Below are 16,922 nucleotides of genomic sequence, written 5' to 3'. Positions count from 1 at the left end.
CCGTGCTGAGCGATCAGGGCTTGCGCACACCGATGGTCAGTAACAGGTTCTATCGAGCGCGCTGGTCGGCGGTGGCGATGACGACAGCCACCCGCGGACCACGTGCTGCAGCGTAGAACCCTTCCCGATCCAAGAGATCGAACAGAACGCCAGGAAGCGCGCGTCCCTACGCCGCGACAGCCGCTGTCTCCGACCCGTCGTCGACTGCCATCTCCGCGGCCCCCTCGAATGCAACTACCTGAGTCAGCGGTCCGCGCACATCATCCATAGCAAGGAGCCCCGGAGCGTAGTTCAAGAAGACGCGCTCGGCTGCAGCGGGCGCCCCTGTCCCGTGGGGGTAGTTGCCATCCGAGAGCAGCACCCTCGAACCGTGACCGATTCGGCCAAGGGCGCCCAACAGCTGCGGGTGGGTGATCGGGGTCAGTAGCATGCTCGCTCCCGTGGACTAACTCATGAATCGAGGATGGCACCCTGACTGCCGCCAGTCACCGCCTGCACTACTCGAGATTTCGCTCACTGGAAGAAGGCATCGCCGTACCCTGAGGGTTTGCCGCCGCCGGGACCGACATGCACCGCGTTTCAGTTCGGCGGCGGAGGCTAGGAATCGACGACTAGGCGAACGAACGGAGTCCGCTCCTGCCGACCCGGGACCGGTTAGTGCGCGGCCTCGTACGCCTCGAGGACTGCGCCGCTGATGCGTCCGCGGGGTGCGACCTCATGTCCGTTCGCAGCCGCCCACTCTCGGATCTTCGCCAGATCGGCCGAACTCGATCGGCGAGATCCGCCCGATGCCGCCGCTCGCCCGGAACGGCCACTGCCAGCGACGTCACGACGCAAGCAGGACGCGCCAATTGCTGCTGACATCCGATCTCGCCGACCGACACGCCCGGGCCAGCTACCACGAGTGGCCTTGGGCGTCGACGAATCAGGTCGTCGGTGGCCGCGGGTCCGCCGATCGTGACCAGTCAGTCAGGGCGCCCGACGTCGAACAGCCGTGTTTGGTCAGCGCTCGCACGAGTAAAGGTCGCCGGAAGTCCTCCTGAACCAGCGCTTCGTCTGAACTGCTCCGAGTCTGCGCAGCGCAATACTTTCCACTTAGAGGGGCTTTCTCGCAAAGTATTGCGCAGTCCGGGCCTTCTCGCTCGTCGCCAAGGATTCGGCAAGCGAATGACGGTCTGGTCGTCAGCACGTCCGAGCGCATCGTCGAGGATCGGGCACACACGCCGACACAACCAGCCAAGACCGACGATCAGCCGTACGAGGCGCTCCGCGCCAAGCGGGGCGAACTGCGCCTTCGCAACAGTTACATCGTTTCGGAGTCTGCTCCTACGGCGGCCAACCGCATCGTCCCGAGGAACTACGACTGGTCAGGAACTCCGCCCGCTCGGTTCAGTGCGTCTGTCCGGAGCGTCCGGGCATCGTCGTGCATCGTGACAGGGGTGATGTCAAGCACGCGCTCGATTATCATCCGGAGAAACGTGTTCGGGAGGAGGCGCCGATCGACAGCTTCGGTCTGGACGGTGACTGGCGGAAGGGACTGCAGTGCTGCGTCCACCTCACGGTCCGACAACGCAATGTGTTCTTCCTCATCGTCCAGCTCTGCGTCCGTACCCGCGTCTTGGACGATCCCGTCGGGTTCTTCCTGGTCTTCGTCGGGCACCGTGACATCTGACCCGTACTCCATGAGCAAGAAGCAGGTTGTGTGGTAAGCGTCCTCTTCGCGGCCGAGTTTCTGGATGAGGTCGTTGAGCCAGCGGAACGTGAGTTCATCGCGCTCATCTCGAATGTCCGAACGAACCGCCATTAGGAACCCGAGCGCTGCCAGTGGGTGACGCAGCCGCAGATTCTTCGCATCGCCGTACGATTCTTCAATGCGGTTGGGTGCGTTTTTTCCGTAGGACGAATCCATCCGCTTCGTCGAAATCAGCACTTCCGGCCCGGTTGCCCAGTCCGTCATGATGACATCAACCTGCTTCAGGTAGTTCTTCCCCAAGATCGAGGCGCTCGATGCGGTGACCTTTTTGATGGCGGACTTTCGAGTGAGCCGCTCCCGAAGTTCCGTCTGCTGCTTCTTCGGGAGGGACCGCAGCAGGGCCGACACCGGTCCCGGGAGGATCCGCGGGTGCTCTGCGCGCGGCCAAACCGCGTCGGGTACAAACCCAGCTCGACGCAGTTCGAAGGCGAGCCACACATCGAGAGCCAGCGCGGGCACCCCGGAGCGGACGGTCGCGCCCAAGTAGAGGGGGACAGCCAACAGGCGCTGCAACGTCTCGATGTCAGCCTCGTAGTCGAGACCCGTCGCCGTGCTCCGCCAAGGGTTGACGTACTCGCCATCTACCTTGGCGTCCTCAACGATCCGGTCGAAGATTGCCCACGCTTTGTCCTTCGCGGTCGGTGCGGCCACGTTTCCCCTCGTCGCACGACGTGTACTCAGGACTGCATGCGCTGTCCGGGCGTGCTGCACGTCGTTCTCGGTTAACTCGTTCGAGTCAAGCAAGAGTGCGGCGTCAACGAGCTGCACCGCGCCGAGAAGGTCGGCATCGGTCAGTCGCTTCTTCACGGTCGGGAGGATCGCCCGCAGCTGCTCAGCACGTCGCGTCACCAGCGCCAGTGACGGCATCAACCATCGGTCGGCTTCCTTCGGCTCCAGCTTTAGGATGCCGCCGCCATAGGCGCGTCCGACGATCTCGGCACTCAAGAGGGTGATCGAGTTCAGAGACGCGACCGGTAGGAGTTCCCGGCCCAGGTCGCGGACTTCTTCACGGAGGTAGACGCCGTGTACCGAGTTCAGATGGTAGGCACCAGCCTCATTTGTTGTCAGTCGTGCCGTGTCCGCGTTCATGCAGGTCAGCAGCAGATCCGCCGGTGGGACAAGCGGCACCTGGTGCCACACCTTGCGTGTGCGGCACTTGTAGCCCTGGTCGACGCCAGCGGCACTGCCAACACCGACATAGCTTCGGGCTGCATCTCGAAGGGGCACGCGTGGGCGGAACAGCCACGTAGCTTTGCCTTCCCGACCGAGTGCTCGCATGTCGGCGTCTGTGAGTTTCAGCCCTCGAAGATGGCCGCTGCCTGGTGGGGACACTCGCAGAAGGTCGTTTCGTTGCAGCCCAAGTGCTTGAACTCTCGCTGGGGAGAGTGTGAAAAACTTGTTGTTGCCCGTTACGATTCCGAGAGTTGTATCGCCCCAGCGCTCAAGGCATTCGAACTGCCCCTCGGAGACAACCCTCTCCAGGATGGCGTATGCCATCTCACTGACGAGGCCGCCTCCGGTCCACTTGCCGGATGGGTCAGCTGGAATCCACTGATCGTACTCATGCTGATCCGTAAGCGTGTCGGCGTTCCGAGTTTGGCGGATCGTCGTGTGCGCGGCGGGCCCCGCAGCGTACCCGTCTGCGAGGAGCAGAACGACGTCTGCTTCAGCTTCAGGGAAGACCTGCTCGTCGAACAGCACGATGTCGACAGTCGCGAATTTCTCGAACAAGAACCGCCGTACCGGTGCGGCGTAGTTCACGGAAAGCAGCTCGGCTGGCAGTACGAGACCAAGCCTCCCGCCCGGTGCGAGGAACATCGCGCTCTGTACGACGAACGCCGCCCAGCTCGATGCCAGGCCAGTGAGTGGAACTCCGGCTCGGAGCGCGGCTGCGCGCGACCGAGTCCGTGCTTCTCCGGACCAGTCTTGGAAGCGAACGTAGGGCGGATTGCCGACAACGGCGGTCGCGGTTCCCTCCGCGTCAAGCGCGAAGAAGTCGTCGACAGCGATACGTCCGTCTCCGCCCGCAGCTGCCACTCGTGCCGCGCCTACCTGAGCGCTGTGCTCGTGAATCTCGACGCCATGCACGACTGGCGTCCAAGACTGATCCGCGCGGAACGACCGAAGCCGACGAACCGCTTCCACGAGGAACTGTGCGTCACCCGCGGAGGGTTCAAACACCACCTCGTCCGCAGTCCTGACAGCCCAGTCCACGATGAACCGAGCGATTGGCTCTGGTGTGAAGAACGCTCCGCGAGCCTTTCGCAGGTCCGGTGTGTCCAGGGGTGAACCGACTCAGGGACCATGGCTCCATTGTGACGGGTTGCGCCGACATCGGCTGCGAGCTGCGCACACCAGTCCTCGGGTTTCGCGGGCCGCGCGAGCTGCGGCGGCTGCCTCAGTGTGGCTCGTCACTGCGCGTGCCCGCGGCGATCGTCCGTGCACACCTCGCGCCGTCACGCCGCCATCCTTCCTTCATCAGCAACCGCAGAGAGGTAAATGCCGACACGACGAGGGGCTGACCCAGCGATTCGGAGCGCATCCACCTTCAGGCCGAGAGCCCTGAGTCCCGCTCGCGCAACACGGGAATCACCTCGGATTCGTCGGGGAAAGTCCGGACCCGGCGAACCCGCTGCCTCCCACAGGACGCGGGCCGCGCCGCGCGTCACTTCCAGATACTGACTGCACCCGAAGCCGAGATCCACAGCGCCATCCGCGAAGTCAGCTTGAAAGGCAATCACCTGCTCGTCTGCGACAAGCATGCGAGGTTCCTCCCCGAACCGCTGTCGAATCTCGTCAGAAAGGTGCTGGCCCACGAGGTGCTTCCGGATCATCGGTTCGGGCTCCAGCCCCGAGTCCGGAACGCAGCCCACGGCCGTCAATTCAAAGACCCCAGTCACCGTCTTACGCCCCACAACTGGCAACGACAGTCTCTCAACCCAGGCTTCTCTTTTGGGACCCGCAGCGGTCACTTCCGAGATCACAATCACCCCAACCGGCCGCTCGCGTTCGACATCTGCAACGAGAAGTCGCAGGCGCCGAACGGCTTGAGAAGCCGGCGGGATCACAATCGTCTGCGAGGCCGACAGCCAGTCGGCGCCGCCCGCCGCACCGATCGCGACTCGGTGCAAACGAAGCCGCCTGTCCGAGCCCTCAGAGCTTGAATTCCTTGCGGCCGGTTTCTGCAGATCCCTGGGGCTCGCACGCAGCACCGCGCCGAACGCAGTCAGCCGCACTCCTTGTCGACGCAACTCCCTGCGGAACGCCATCTGCGGAGAGAGGCGCCTCGGCGATTCATTCAGCCTCTTGCTCGTGCGCGGAAGTCCCAAAGCCCGCACAGCATCGCCGCCAAGCCGCTCAATGGCGCGGCCGCATCGCGTCTCCCTCACGGTACCCGTCGCGATGAGAACCGCGAAGGCCGAGCCAACCTCGAACGAAGCAGTCGCTTCCGCCCTCCCCTCGCGACACCAGCGGCGACCACGGCCTGCGCAGCAGCATGGGGTCGCCGCGCCGATCAACCGCCTTGCATACGACCGCCGTCCACGACAGCTCCGCACGAAAACCCCAGATCAGAAAGGACTGGTAGGCCCTTTTTCGAGTGAACGCGCTTGGCACTCGACTCAGCGTCTCGAACGGGAAGGGAGAGCACCCAACTCTGCCGTTCTGGTCTCCGAGTGGCGCAGGGCCTGGGGCGTGCAGGCCAACTACCAGATCGGTGAGGCTGCAACTACCAAAAGCCTCTTGGCGGTACCGGTGGGATTCGAACCCATCGGCATGGCCCTCACTTCTTCGACGCCCAGCGAGGCCATCTTTCACCTCGATTTCTTGCCTCGGGCGTGTCGAATCAGCCACTGTTGTGCCCGCGAAGCGGCCTCCCCTCAGGCGTGGGGCCGCCGCTGAAGCATTGCGCCTCGTGGGATGCAAGTGAGTGGATTGCGCAGGTCGGTGCTCTCACCGTTCAACTCCAGCGCTGCACGCCGGATGATCGGTCCGTCCGTTACGTGGACGACATCGACGTCACACTCACCAGCTGCGTAGACGAGCCGCCCTTCCCCCAACCCGAATCTCCGGCAGTACGCCGCCATCTGGTAAAGATCAGCGTTCGGGTACTGCCCGTGCTTCTCGACCTTGTACTTCACGTCGATGCACGCCCGCACCTCGCCGTCGACGAGCCGCACGAGGTCAGGCGTGATTTTCACCGTCCCCTCGACGTCGAGCGTCGACTTGTACTGCGACACCAGCACTCCCCCGTACGGCTTGAACGCCTCTCGGAGCGCAGCCGACAGGAAGTCCTCGAACACCGACCACATGTCGACAAGGAACCCCGACGCGACGACTGACCCGGCGCGCTGCTCGACCGACGACCCCGACAGCACGAGCGACGCCAACGCCAGCGCCGACGAGTACCGCGCGTTCCGCCGATCCGCCCGGACCACGGGCACGGGCGCCCCGACCGGGATCACCGATACCCCGTCGAGCACACGCACGATCCGCCGCAGCGCCCCGAGCACATCGGCCGGTACACCCGGAAGGCGCAACAACCGCGTCGCTGCGGTCAGCAGCACCTGGTTCTCCGCGATGTCCTCGACGTAGTCGTCGAACGAGACCTCGACCGGCAGCGGCTGTCCGCCCCGCCGCGTCAGCTGGTCAGCGATTCGCCACCGACCGCGGACGAGCGGCAGCGCATCCTCGCGCGTGACATACCCACGGAGCGGGCCACCGGCCAACGCCCGCGAGGCCTGCCGCACGAACGCGTGCGCCAACGCCGGCACGAGGTCCTCGTCTTCCTCGAACTCGAAGTCATCCTCGGTCCAGATCGGACTCCCCGCCCGCGCGTACCCGAGCATCGCGAACAACCGGCGCATCGGCGTCTTCGGCTTCAGCCACACGGTGTGCCCGGCAATCCTCACGACGCCGACCTTCCGCACACCGCTCACGCGGTACTCGTCGGCGCCGAGCGTCGGCGCGACCGTCGCGATGTTCCTCGACGCGAGTTCGACAGCCACCGCCCGGCGAAACCGGTCCGGGAGGTGACGGGCGACCCGTTGCGTCCGTCCACCATCTCGGATGCTCGGGGCGTGGACGCGATCATCTTCCGCGACAACACCGGCGCAGGATGGCACCGAGCCGCCCGGGGTGAGCTGACGAGGACCCCCTGACCGTCGCCGCCGAGCGCCCCAGAACGGGTGCTCCCGAGTCGGCCCGGCATCCACGAGGATGGTTCAGCACTAGACGTCCCGGGGACGACGAGTGGTCCGCACAGTCAGCATTTCGAGGGGCAACACCATGACGATGGCCGGAGAATCCGCAGGGGTCGAGGCACACCGCCAGCGCAGCCACGCACGAGAACTCCGCCGCCAGGCGGACGACGCCGAGCAGCGTGCCGCCCGCTTCGAGATCGCGCATCGCACCGAAAGCGAGACCGCCCGCATCCTCGCGCCACTCGCCGGCATCGGCTACCACCTCCTCGCCGACCGCCGCTGGCCAGGCAGCCGCACAGCGCAGGTCGACATGGTCGTCGTCGGCCGCGCCGGCGTCTTCATCGTCGACACGAAGGCCTGGCGCGAGGTCGCGGTCCACGGCGACCGGATCACCCGCGGCCAAGAGGACGTCACCGACGACATCGCCCGCCTCGCTGACCTCGCGTACAGCACCGAGGCAGCATTGGCGGACACGGGACTGGCGCCCGGCGAGGTCCATGCGGTTGCCGCACTCGCCGGCCAGAAGCGGATGCACGCTCGCGTCGCATCGGTCGACGTGATCGGTGCGCACGACCTCGTCGGGCACATCACCAAGCGCGGCGCGCGACTGTCGGCGTCCCGCGTCGACGAGGTCCTCGCCGCGATGCTGCACCACTTCCCCGTGATCGGCGACGGCGGGGCAATACCGCCCCAGGTCGTCGTCCCGGCACCGGTACTCCCCCGCGAACCTGACGTCCTCGTCCCGACGATCGACACCACGGACGAGGAGCTGCCCGACCAGCTCCTCGACGGCGTGCTCGAAGCACCGATCGAGGACTGGATGGCGTTCCTCGACCCGGCACAGGCCAAGCTCGTCCGCCGCAGCTTCAACGGCCCGGCCCGCATCCGCGGCGCTGCCGGCACCGGCAAGACCGTCGTCGGCCTGCACCGCGCCGCGTACCTCGCACGCGCGACCAGCGGCCGCGTGCTGTTCACGACGTACATCAGCACCCTGCCGAAGGTCCTCGAGTCGCTCCTTGAACGCCTCGCGCCCGACATGGTCGGTCGCGTCGACTTCATGGGCGTCCACGCGTTCGCGTCTCGACTCCCTGAAGGAACGCGGCATCGCGTTCCGCGCTCCTGGACGGGAGGCCCAGCTCGCGTTCGACGACGCGTGGAACGCGATCCGCGCCTCCAGTCCATTGCGGTCGTCGCGATTCTCGCGCTCGTACTGGGAAGACGAGATCAAGCACGTCATCAAGGGCCGCGGCCTGACGCGGTTCGACGAGTACGCGGACCTGGCCCGCGTCGGGCGCAAGCACGCGCTCCCACTGGAGACGCGACAGGCCGTCTGGGACCTGTACGAGGCGTACGCGCGCAACCTGCGCGAGCGCCGGGCGCACGACTGGCAGGACATCGTCCTGCTCGCCCGCGACGCGGTGCGCGCGGTGCCGCTCGAGCGGTACGACGCGGTCATCGTGGACGAGGCGCAGGACCTGTCCTGCGCGATGGTCGCGCTGGTGCACCAGCTCGTGGGTGACCGGACCGACGGCCTGACGCTCATCGGCGACGGCCAGCAGACGATCTACCCCGGCGGGTACACGCTCGGCGAGGTCGGCATCAACCTGTCGGGTCGAGGCGTGGTGCTCGACGTCAACCACCGGAACACGGCCGAGATCCTCGAGTTCGCGAAGGAGATGGTGGCGGACGATCAGTTCGTGGACATCGAGGGTGTCGACGGGGTCGGTGACGCGGTGTCCGACGTCTCGCGGTCCGGTGCGGCTCCGACGATGACGCACTTCACCAGTCGTGCGGATCACGATCAGGCGATGCTCGACCGGCTGACCGAGGTCCTCCGGCTGGTCGGGACCGGTCACGGTGACGTCGGCATCCTCACGGCGACGAACCGGCAGGCGGACGACGTCATCGAGGCATTGGGGCGAGCCGGCGTGCCGACCGTCTCCCTGCAGCAGTACGCGGGGCGGAGTTCCGACGCGGTCCGCGTCGGGACCGTGAAGCGTGCGAAGGGCCTCGAGTTCAAGCAGGTGCTGCTCGCGCACGTCGACCCAAGGCTGCTCGATGCTGCCCCGGCGGACCCGTCGGAGACCGAACGGGAGCGGCGGGAGCGGGGCCGCCGGGAGATCTACGTGGGGATGACCCGGGCGCGGGACGGCTTGTGGGTCGGTGCGCGCGCCTGACGAGCGCTAGCGCCGCGGGCGCGCCTGTGCGCGCCCGCGGCCTGACCCTCAGCGCACTGCCCGACCAGCAGCGACAACGCTCCAAAGCGCGCCGATCACGAGCGGCCCTGCGCTGACGACGACCGACAGCGGGTCGTTCATTCGCCCAACGGCGATCGACACCAGACCTGCGACGATCGTGACGCCCGCGGCGATGGTCGTCGGCAATACGGCAGCCCGATGCCCGATCTGCCAGGCGGCGTCGTCGCGCATGGTCGCGCGAGTTCGGACACCGACGAATGCGTTCCTGCGGATCATTCCCTTCGCGGGAAGCACCGCGAACACTATGGTCGTCACCGCCGCGACGAGTTCGATCACGATCATGGTTTTACTCCTTCCATCAGGGCAGGCTGTGTCGACCGAGGTAGGACCCCGATGAAGAAGAGCCGACCGGATTGCAGCGCTCGGCACAGCAACAGCGCTCCTGCCATGGTGATGCCGAACGACCAGAGGCCCAGCACGAAAGCGATCGCGGCATGGAAACCGATCCCGGCGTCAAGCCACGCCCGCGAGATTCGTCCCTTCGTCCAGATCGCCATGACCAAGCCGAGCTCGAACACCAAGACGGCGTAGGTCGCTGGCACCATCACGATCGGCTGCTGCAGCACGGGGGCGATCCCCGCGAACACATCGGGCGGCAGTCCGAACGTCGGAACTTGAAGCCAGTACCAGAACGCAGTGCCGTCAGCCCATTGCGGCACAGCGAACTTCGCAACCGCGGCGATCGCGTACACGAGGGCGAGCTGCACCCGGATGAGCTCGGCCGCTCCGTACGCGAACGCGTTCTCCCGCAGGACTGGCATGTACGGCGATGCTGGCGAGTACGCGTTGCCTCGAGGCATCGCCAGAAGCCAGGGGATCAGCAGTAGCGTCATCGCAGCGTTGACCTGGTCACCGCCTTCCACGAGGACGACGTTCTGCGAGATGCTCCACGCGACGTAGAAGTGCGGTACTGCCAGTATTCGCGGGCCGAATCCGCTCAGGACCCCGATGAGGACGATGAGCGAGATCACCGTGCCGATCAGCCGGCCGCCGGTCGCCGCCTCCGATACGCAGAACACGCCGAACTGACCGATCCCCACGCACCTCGACAGAGCAGCGTTGGGGAGGAACGTCAAGAACAGCGCACGTTCATCGGTGAGCAACAGGGTCGACAGGCTTCCGAGGGCGAGCACACCGCGAGCGATCCCGACCGGATGCAGGTCTCGGAGCCAGCGGCCCCGGTCACGAAGGACACGCGGCACGCACGATCACCACCTTCGAAGGCATCGATGACACTCGTGTTCCGTACGCGAACGGGACTGGTTCCATGCGGCGGAGCAAGACCGGTTCGCACAGCGGTGGCCTGACCTGTTCAAACTGCCGACGCACGTGTGGAGCCTCGGTCGCGCATTGCTGCACGTCGGCGCCCGCCGCACAAGAAGAGAATCGGCCGTCAGCCGCCGCCGCCAGTGCAGCGATCTCTGCATCAATGGCACGAGCATGCCGCGACCATCCGACCGCGTCCGTGAACGGCAACGCATCGACAACGGGCGCCCAAGTCCCGTCGCGGCGTACGTACGCGATGTCGGCGACTTCGCTCGGGTCCTTCGTGAAGAATGCCCAGCCCTGAGGAAGGGCAACGGAGATCGCTCTGATCGGACGCACGATGTCGACCGGGAGGTAGCGCGACGACGGAAGGGCGGAGAGTGCGACCGCGGTCACGACGAGTCCGAAGACCACGGCCGCACTCCTCGCGTACTTCACGCCTGACCGAGGTCCGACAACCGGGCCGAGATCACCTCAGCGTCAGCTTCGTTCTCGACCTGGTAGGTCACGACCCAGGTCACGAACGCAACGGCAACGGCGACCCCGACGTTGATCACCACCGCGAGGTTTCCTGCAAGGACCAAGCTGACCGTCGCACACAGCGCGCCGTTCTCGATCGTGGGCGCGCTCTCCAGGTACGTCTCCTGGAGCGTGTGCTGGAGGGACTTCACTGCTTCGTGGACTCTGATCGGGTCACCAGAGCGAAAAGCAGCGATAGCGCGATCGGTGGCTTCGGTGCGTTCCGCCCGAAACTCCGCGACGAATTGCTCAGCGAGCTTCTCGAAGTCATCCGGCAGGGGAGTCTCGTCCTCGACGTGAATGCCGAGCGCATCCGCCGCCGGGCCGGTCCCGACCAGCACAGCCATCAGGAGCTGATCGTCGCTGAACTTCGGACCGGACTGCACCGGAGCGGGGGCTCCGCCTCGGACTGCGTCGCGGAAGCTGGTCCTGCCTGGGCGATCGCGCCTCCGGCAAGCACCAGGGCTGCTGCGGCGAAGAGCGCTAGGGGCTTCAGGGTCAACATTGATCCTCCTTTGTCGAGCGTGTTGTCACGCAGACAGAACGCTACCGTTGATACTTCTCATGTCAACCTGTCATGCGCTTGTTAAACAGAAGAGGCACGATGCCACCCGGCACCGTGCCTCCCGTCCCTCACACCGTCGTCAACTCACCAAGTGAGCACGAACCGCCCCCGCGTCCCCCCAGCCTCCAACCGCTCATGCGCCTCCCCAGCCCGCGAGGCCGGCAACACCTCCGCCACCCGCGGCACCACCGTCCCTCCTTCGACCGCATGCCGCAGCTGCTCGAGCTTGTCGAACGACCGGTACTCCGAGAACACCGCGACCTGCTCGAACCGGATCCCCCGCGAGCCGTCCCCCGACCATCCCCGCACGTCCATGAACACTCCCCCGTCTCGAACAGCATCGACGACGACCCCACGCTGCACCGCACCATCGGCGAGCGCATCGACCCCGTCGGGCACGAGCGCACGGACCGCGGCAGCGAACCCATCGCCACGCGGCACGATGTGCGCCGGCCCGAGCGACCGCACCAGCGCCTCGTCCGCCGGAGCAGCATCTGCGATCACGGTCAACCCAGCGGCGACGGCGAGCTGCACCACGTAGTTCCCGAGCAACCCAGCAGCCCCGGTCACAGCGAGTGTGTCCCCACGCGACAGCCCGGCGAGCGACAGGATCTGCAACGCGGTCAGCCCGTTCATCGGCACTGTGGAGGCGAGCGGAAGAGACGTCCCACGAGGGATCCGCGTGAACGACCCCCACCGGCGCTACGAGCTCCTGCACGTAGGCCCCACCGTGCGTGCTGAGCGGCAACGCGATCGCCATGACCTCGTCGCCGACCTCCCACCCGGTGACGTCGGGCCCGACCTCGTCGATGACCCCGGCGGCGTCCATCCCCGGCACGTACGGCCGCGAGGCCTGCGAGCTGTCCCGCTGCCCGGCACGCACCCCCGTGTCGGTCGGGTTCACGGCGAACGCCTGCACCCGATCCGCACGGATCCCGCACCGGCGTGCGGCTCCGGCACCTCGTGGACGGCGAGGGCCTCCGGCCCTCCGAACTGTTCGACTCCGACGACCTGCATCCTCCCGGTCTACGCGGACGTTGCTTGACGCAACCCGACGCGACCCACCATCGGACGGGAGGCACCGTGCCAGCCCGCCACGGGCCCCCAGACAGAAGACGGTGGCGTCCACCGCCCAGCGCAACCATGCAAGAAACGCGATATCGCGATACGCCATGACCGCCGAAAACGAAACATGCCTCCCCGTGCGCGAGCACCCGGCAGGGAAACCACGCCATCCCCCGATCGGAGGATGCAGCACCACCGCCCCCACCGATCCCCCGCGGCGCCCCACCGGCCAGGCTGGACCCATGCCCGAGTCCCCCGCCATCGAGGTCCAGCACCTCAGCAAGACCTACGTCACCGGCAAGGTCGCCGTCGATGACGTCAGCTTCGTCATCCAGCCCGGCGAGACCTTCGCCCTCCTCGGCCCGAACGGCGCCGGCAAGTCCACGACGGTCGAGATCCTCGAGGGGTACCGGTCGCGCACCGCCGGCGAGGTCCGCGTCCTCGGTCACGACCCCGCACGCACAAGCCGCAGCCACAACGCACGCATCGGCATCGTCCTGCAGACCAGCGCCGAGTCCCCGAACGTCACCGTTGCCGAGCAGCTGAACCACTTCGCGACGCTGTACCCGAAGCACCGCGCCACCGAGGAACTCCTCGCAGCGACCGGCCTCGAGCAGCAGCGCAACACCCGCATCGCTCGCTTGAGTGGCGGCCAGCGCCGCCGCGTCGACGTCGCCCTCGGCATCATCGGCCGCCCCGAGGTCCTGTTCCTCGACGAACCGACCACGGGCTTCGACCCCGAGGCCCGTCGCCAGTTCTGGGACCTCCTGCGCCAGGTGCAGGCCGAGGGCACGACGATCTTGCTCACCACGCACTACCTCGACGAAGCCGCCCAGCTCGCCGACCGGGCAGCGGTGATCGCCGACGGAAAGCTGCTCGACATCGCCCTGATCGACGAGATCGGCGGCGCCGAAGCCCGCACACCACGAGTCCGCTGGCGTGACGACGACGGCGACCTGCACGACGAGCGGACGACCGACCCGACCGCACTCGTCCGCAGCGGCACCACGGCCATGCACGACCTCGAAGTCATCCGCCCGTCCCTCGAGGACGTCTACCTCGGAATGGTGGGCCAGAAGTGAACACCGCGACCAGCCGCATCTCGTACGAGATCCGCTCCTACTTCCGCGCCCCCGACGCGGTCTTCTTCACGTTCCTCTTCCCCATCATCATGCTGGCGCTCTTCTCGGTGGCGTTCGCGGACGCCGACCTGATCCGCGCCGTCGCCAGCAACGGCCGACCGATCAGCGTCGACTACGCCACCTACTACCTGCCGGGCCTGGTCGCGACGGGCATCCTGCTCTCCGGCACCCAGTCCCTCGGCGTCGACATCGCGACCGAACGCAGCGACGGCACGCTGAAGCGCCTCGGCGGCACACCGCTGCCGGTGCTGAGCTACTTCGTCGGCAAGATCGGCATGGTGCTCGTCACGACCATCGTGCAGACGGCGCTGCTGCTCGGGATCGCGAGCCTGGTGTTCGGCGTCGACCTGCCGACCGACGCGAGCAACTGGGGTGTCTTCGCGGGCGTGATGGTCCTCGGCATCGCCACCAGCTGCGTCCTCGGCATCGCGATCTCGGCGCTCCCCGCGAGGGCCGCCGCGCCACGGCGACGATCGTCCCCATCGTCCTGGTCCTGCAGTTCATCTCCGGCGTCTACCTCCCCTTCACGCAACTGCCCGACTGGCTGCAGAACGTCGCGTCGGTCTTCCCCCTGCGCTGGATGGCGTCCGGCATGCGGTCCGTCTTCCTACCCGACGCGTTCGCGTCCGCCGAGCCGGGAGGCGCGTGGCACCTCGGCTCCTCGGAACGCTCGTGTTGGTCGCGTGGCTGGTCGGGGGCACGGTGGCCTGCGCGCTCACCTTCCGCTGGAACCGCAAGGACTCCTGATGGGCCTGTGGAGAACCGCTCCGCGGTCCTGCATCGATGGGATGCTGTGGTCGCGAGCGGCGAGACGTGGGTGCGGGGCCGGTGGTTGCACGTGTTCTTCGCGGGCACGATGCTCCTCACCGCCGTGATCACCGCGCTCGGCTGGTCCCCGTGGTCGGCCCGCTGGCCCGCGTACCTCGCGGTCGTGGTCCTCGTCGTGGCGTACATCGCGTACGGGCACCGCGGCTACGACAGCCCCCGAGCCGCCGCCGCGTTCCTGCCGCTCGTCGTCGCCGCCGCCCTCGTGCTGCCGGCCGTCGTCCCGAGCACCGCGTTCGTGCAGTGCATCGTGTTCCCGCTGGTGTGGGTGCAGACGGAGCGCGTCCGCACCGCGGTCCTGCTGTCCATCGCTGTGGGGGTCGCGAGCGGCATCGGCCTGCAACTGTCGAGCGGCCCGGACGCGCTGGTCAGCACCCTGCTCATCGAGGGCATCAGCGTGATCGGCGCCTGTGCGATGGGCGTGTGGATCTCGAGCGTCGCCGGTCTGTCCGAGGAGCGCCGCCAGCTCGTCGAGGAACTCCGCGCCACCCAGCAGTCCCTCGCCGACGCGAACCGCACGGCGGGCATCGCGAGCGAACGGGAGCGCCTGGCCCGCGAGATCCACGACACCGTCGCCCAGAACCTCGCCGGCATCGTCATGCTCACCGAACGGGCCCGTGGCGACCTGGCGAACGCCCGCTCCGATGCGCTGGAAGAACGACTCACCGTCCTCGAGGAGTCCGCCCGCGCTGCCCTCGAGGAATCCCGCACCCTCGTCGCAGCCGGGGCCGCCGGCATGACCCGCGACAGCCTTGCCGGTGCCCTCCACCGCCTCGCCGAACGGCACACCCGCGAAACGGAGACGCTGGTCACGGTCGACGCCGCGTCCGACTGCACGCTGGACCGTGATGCGCAGGTGGTCCTGCTCCGCGTCGCGCAAGAGGCCCTCTCGAACGTCCGCGCGCACGCCGGCTCCGCCACGGCGCAGGTCCGTCTGCTCGCCGAGGAGGGGCAGACGGTGCTGCGGATCACCGACGACGGCACCGGGTTCGACCCCGAGCAGCCCACCGCCGGGCACGGGCTGCGCGGGTTGCGGGAGCGCCTCGCCCTCGCTGGCGGCACCTGCACGATCACGAGCGCCCTGGGCCGGGGCACCGTCGTCGAGGCGAACCTGCCCACCGGAGCCGCACCGGGCCTCCCGTCCGCCGTTCGTCACCCCGTGGCGGAGGTGACCCGGTGATCCGCGTCGTGGTCGCCGACGATCACCCGATCGTCCGCTCGGGCATCGTCGCGCTCTTGCAGGACGCCGACGACATCGACGTGGTGGGCCAGGCCAGCGACGGTCGTGCAGCGGTGTCGGTCGTGCTGGCCGAGCGCCCCGACGTCGTGCTGATGGACCTGCGGATGCCCGAGCTCGACGGGGATGCGGCGACGGCGGAGATCCTCGCGGCCGAACCGGACGTCCGTGTCCTGATCCTGACGACGTACGAGTCCGACGACCAGATCCTCGCCGCCATCGAGGCCGGCGCCACCGGCTACCTGCTCAAGGCCGCCCCGGAGTCCGAGATCCTCGCGGGGGTGCGGGCGACCGCGCGGGGCGAGACCGCACTCGCTCCCTCGGCTGCCGCTGCGCTGGTCCGACGAGCAACGGGTTCGTCGGCCGTGGCTGCCGGCCCGTCGCTGACCCCGCGCGAACTCGAGGTCCTGCAGCTCGTCGCCCAGGGCAACTCGAACCCGGCGATCGGCCGCGCCCTGTTCCTCAGCGAGACGACGGTGAAGACGCACCTCGGCCACGTGTTCGAGAAGCTCGGCGTGAACGACCGCACCCGTGCCGTGACCCGCGCGATGGAGCTCCGCCTGCTCCCCTGATCCCCGGCGCACTTCGTGAGCAGAAATGGTCGGGTACCGGCACCGGGACCCGACCATTTCTGCTCACCATGTGACGCGCGCCCTGCCATCGCGACGCGCGCCCCGCTCAGTGCTCCGCGCCTGCCCCTCCGGTCGGACGCGGAGCACCGCGCTGTGGGGTCGCCCCGCCGTTGGCGACCTCGAGCGAGCCCGAGGCGGCGTCCCACGCCACGGACCACGACCCGAGCGCCGTCGGGAACAGCGGCTCGACGACGACCGCCTGCCCGGCGAACGCCGGAAGCGGCAACGACACCGACGAGCCAGCCCCGGGCAGCGACCACACCGACAAGTACAGATCGCCCGACGTAGCCCGCAAGCCGAGCGCGAGCCAGAGGGTCCTCCCAGGCCGGCAGCCCGAGCGGCCACACCGGCACCGACGACTCGATGACCTCGAGCACTGTCCGGTGGGCCTCGATCGCAGAACGCACGACCGCCCGCTGCGATGTGCTCATCGAGTTGAGGTAGCCCGACAGGTACATC

At 67.6% G+C, this 16,922-nt stretch carries 14 protein-coding genes and 4 pseudogenes; 7 read left to right on the top strand and 11 right to left on the bottom strand.

The window, feature by feature from the left end; translation table 11 throughout:
* Positions 1-166: 166 nt before the first annotated feature.
* The 5 genes from ACZZ0J_RS00160 to ACZZ0J_RS00140 form a co-directional block, all read right to left on the bottom strand.
* Complete coding sequence (locus tag ACZZ0J_RS00160) at positions 167-430, bottom strand: RbsD/FucU domain-containing protein (RefSeq protein WP_463433971.1); 264 nt, start codon at positions 428-430, stop codon at positions 167-169.
* Positions 431-654: 224 nt separating this feature from the next.
* The gene (locus ACZZ0J_RS00155; protein ID WP_463433969.1) at positions 655-864 is read right to left on the bottom strand and encodes an Lsr2 family DNA-binding protein; all 210 of its coding nucleotides are present in this window, start codon (positions 862-864) and stop codon (positions 655-657) included.
* A 493-nt stretch (positions 865-1,357) separates the two neighbouring features.
* Positions 1,358-4,021 carry an HsdM family class I SAM-dependent methyltransferase gene (locus tag ACZZ0J_RS00150; protein WP_463438110.1) on the bottom strand — a complete coding sequence of 888 codons (2,664 nt, stop codon included), beginning with the start codon at positions 4,019-4,021 and terminating at the stop codon, positions 1,358-1,360.
* A 188-nt stretch (positions 4,022-4,209) separates the two neighbouring features.
* Complete coding sequence (locus tag ACZZ0J_RS00145; RefSeq protein WP_463433967.1) at positions 4,210-5,022, bottom strand: hypothetical protein; 813 nt, start codon at positions 5,020-5,022, stop codon at positions 4,210-4,212.
* 609 nt (positions 5,023-5,631) lie between these two features.
* Positions 5,632-6,876 carry an McrC family protein gene (locus tag ACZZ0J_RS00140; RefSeq protein WP_463433965.1) on the bottom strand — a complete coding sequence of 415 codons (1,245 nt, stop codon included), beginning with the start codon at positions 6,874-6,876 and terminating at the stop codon, positions 5,632-5,634.
* Positions 6,877-7,039: 163 nt separating this feature from the next.
* Here ACZZ0J_RS00140 and ACZZ0J_RS00135 point away from each other — a divergent pair.
* Together ACZZ0J_RS00135 and ACZZ0J_RS00130 are read left to right on the top strand one after the other, a co-directional pair.
* A pseudogene (locus tag ACZZ0J_RS00135) lies at positions 7,040-7,288 on the top strand (hypothetical protein); the annotation flags it as partial.
* Positions 7,289-7,970: 682 nt separating this feature from the next.
* Positions 7,971-9,131: a 3'-5' exonuclease gene (locus tag ACZZ0J_RS00130; protein ID WP_463433963.1), complete on the top strand. Its 1,161-nt coding sequence runs from the start codon at positions 7,971-7,973 to the stop codon at positions 9,129-9,131.
* A 48-nt stretch (positions 9,132-9,179) separates the two neighbouring features.
* On the opposite strand, the gene ACZZ0J_RS00125 is transcribed toward ACZZ0J_RS00130, so the two are convergent.
* The 6 genes and pseudogenes from ACZZ0J_RS00125 to ACZZ0J_RS00100 form a co-directional block, all read right to left on the bottom strand.
* Positions 9,180-9,494 carry an SdpI family protein gene (locus ACZZ0J_RS00125; RefSeq protein ID WP_463433961.1) on the bottom strand — a complete coding sequence of 105 codons (315 nt, stop codon included), beginning with the start codon at positions 9,492-9,494 and terminating at the stop codon, positions 9,180-9,182.
* Entirely contained in the window at positions 9,491-10,345 is an 855-nt protein-coding gene (locus tag ACZZ0J_RS00120) for a hypothetical protein (RefSeq protein WP_463433959.1), read from the bottom strand. Before ACZZ0J_RS00120 ends, ACZZ0J_RS00125 begins: the two co-directional genes overlap by 4 nt.
* 49 nt (positions 10,346-10,394) lie before the next feature.
* Entirely contained in the window at positions 10,395-10,892 is a 498-nt protein-coding gene (locus tag ACZZ0J_RS00115; protein WP_463433957.1) for a hypothetical protein, read from the bottom strand.
* A 20-nt stretch (positions 10,893-10,912) separates the two neighbouring features.
* Positions 10,913-11,383: a hypothetical protein gene (locus ACZZ0J_RS00110; protein ID WP_463433956.1), complete on the bottom strand. Its 471-nt coding sequence runs from the start codon at positions 11,381-11,383 to the stop codon at positions 10,913-10,915.
* Positions 11,384-11,646: 263 nt separating this feature from the next.
* Entirely contained in the window at positions 11,647-12,198 is a 552-nt protein-coding gene (locus ACZZ0J_RS00105) for a zinc-binding dehydrogenase (protein WP_463433954.1), read from the bottom strand.
* Positions 12,199-12,370: 172 nt separating this feature from the next.
* Positions 12,371-12,736: pseudogene (locus ACZZ0J_RS00100) on the bottom strand (hypothetical protein); the annotation flags it as partial.
* 133 nt (positions 12,737-12,869) lie between these two features.
* Here ACZZ0J_RS00100 and ACZZ0J_RS00095 point away from each other — a divergent pair.
* From ACZZ0J_RS00095 to ACZZ0J_RS00075, 5 genes and pseudogenes are all read left to right on the top strand, one after another.
* Complete coding sequence (locus ACZZ0J_RS00095; RefSeq protein ID WP_463433952.1) at positions 12,870-13,709, top strand: ABC transporter ATP-binding protein; 840 nt, start codon at positions 12,870-12,872, stop codon at positions 13,707-13,709.
* Positions 13,706-14,161, top strand: a pseudogene (locus ACZZ0J_RS00090) (ABC transporter permease); the annotation flags it as partial. The gene ACZZ0J_RS00095 and the pseudogene ACZZ0J_RS00090, both read left to right, overlap by 4 nt.
* Positions 14,137-14,319 (top strand): annotated as a pseudogene (locus ACZZ0J_RS00085) (hypothetical protein); the annotation flags it as partial. The pseudogenes ACZZ0J_RS00090 and ACZZ0J_RS00085, both read left to right, overlap by 25 nt.
* Before the next feature lie 243 nt (positions 14,320-14,562).
* Positions 14,563-15,774: a sensor histidine kinase gene (locus ACZZ0J_RS00080; protein ID WP_463438109.1), complete on the top strand. Its 1,212-nt coding sequence runs from the start codon at positions 14,563-14,565 to the stop codon at positions 15,772-15,774.
* Positions 15,771-16,403: a response regulator transcription factor gene (locus ACZZ0J_RS00075; RefSeq protein ID WP_248703572.1), complete on the top strand. Its 633-nt coding sequence runs from the start codon at positions 15,771-15,773 to the stop codon at positions 16,401-16,403. Before ACZZ0J_RS00080 ends, ACZZ0J_RS00075 begins: the two co-directional genes overlap by 4 nt.
* The last annotated feature ends 519 nt before the right edge of the window (positions 16,404-16,922 follow it).

The sequence above is a fragment of the Curtobacterium sp. AC272 genome (assembly GCF_979258155.1).
The sequence above is the reverse complement of the archived record's forward strand: the minus strand, read 5'-3'. Positions and strand labels throughout refer to the sequence as shown.

Coding starts and splice junctions, on each gene's coding strand:
- ACZZ0J_RS00160 (WP_463433971.1), bottom strand. CDS start 430: ATGCTACTGACCCCGATCACCCACCCGCAGCTGTTGGGCGCCCTTGGC.
- ACZZ0J_RS00155 (WP_463433969.1), bottom strand. CDS start 864: ATGTCAGCAGCAATTGGCGCGTCCTGCTTGCGTCGTGACGTCGCTGGC.
- ACZZ0J_RS00145 (WP_463433967.1), bottom strand. CDS start 5,022: ATGGCGTTCCGCAGGGAGTTGCGTCGACAAGGAGTGCGGCTGACTGCG.
- ACZZ0J_RS00125 (WP_463433961.1), bottom strand. CDS start 9,494: ATGATCGTGATCGAACTCGTCGCGGCGGTGACGACCATAGTGTTCGCG.
- ACZZ0J_RS00105 (WP_463433954.1), bottom strand. CDS start 12,198: ATGAACGGGCTGACCGCGTTGCAGATCCTGTCGCTCGCCGGGCTGTCG.
- ACZZ0J_RS00095 (WP_463433952.1), top strand. CDS start 12,870: ATGCCCGAGTCCCCCGCCATCGAGGTCCAGCACCTCAGCAAGACCTAC.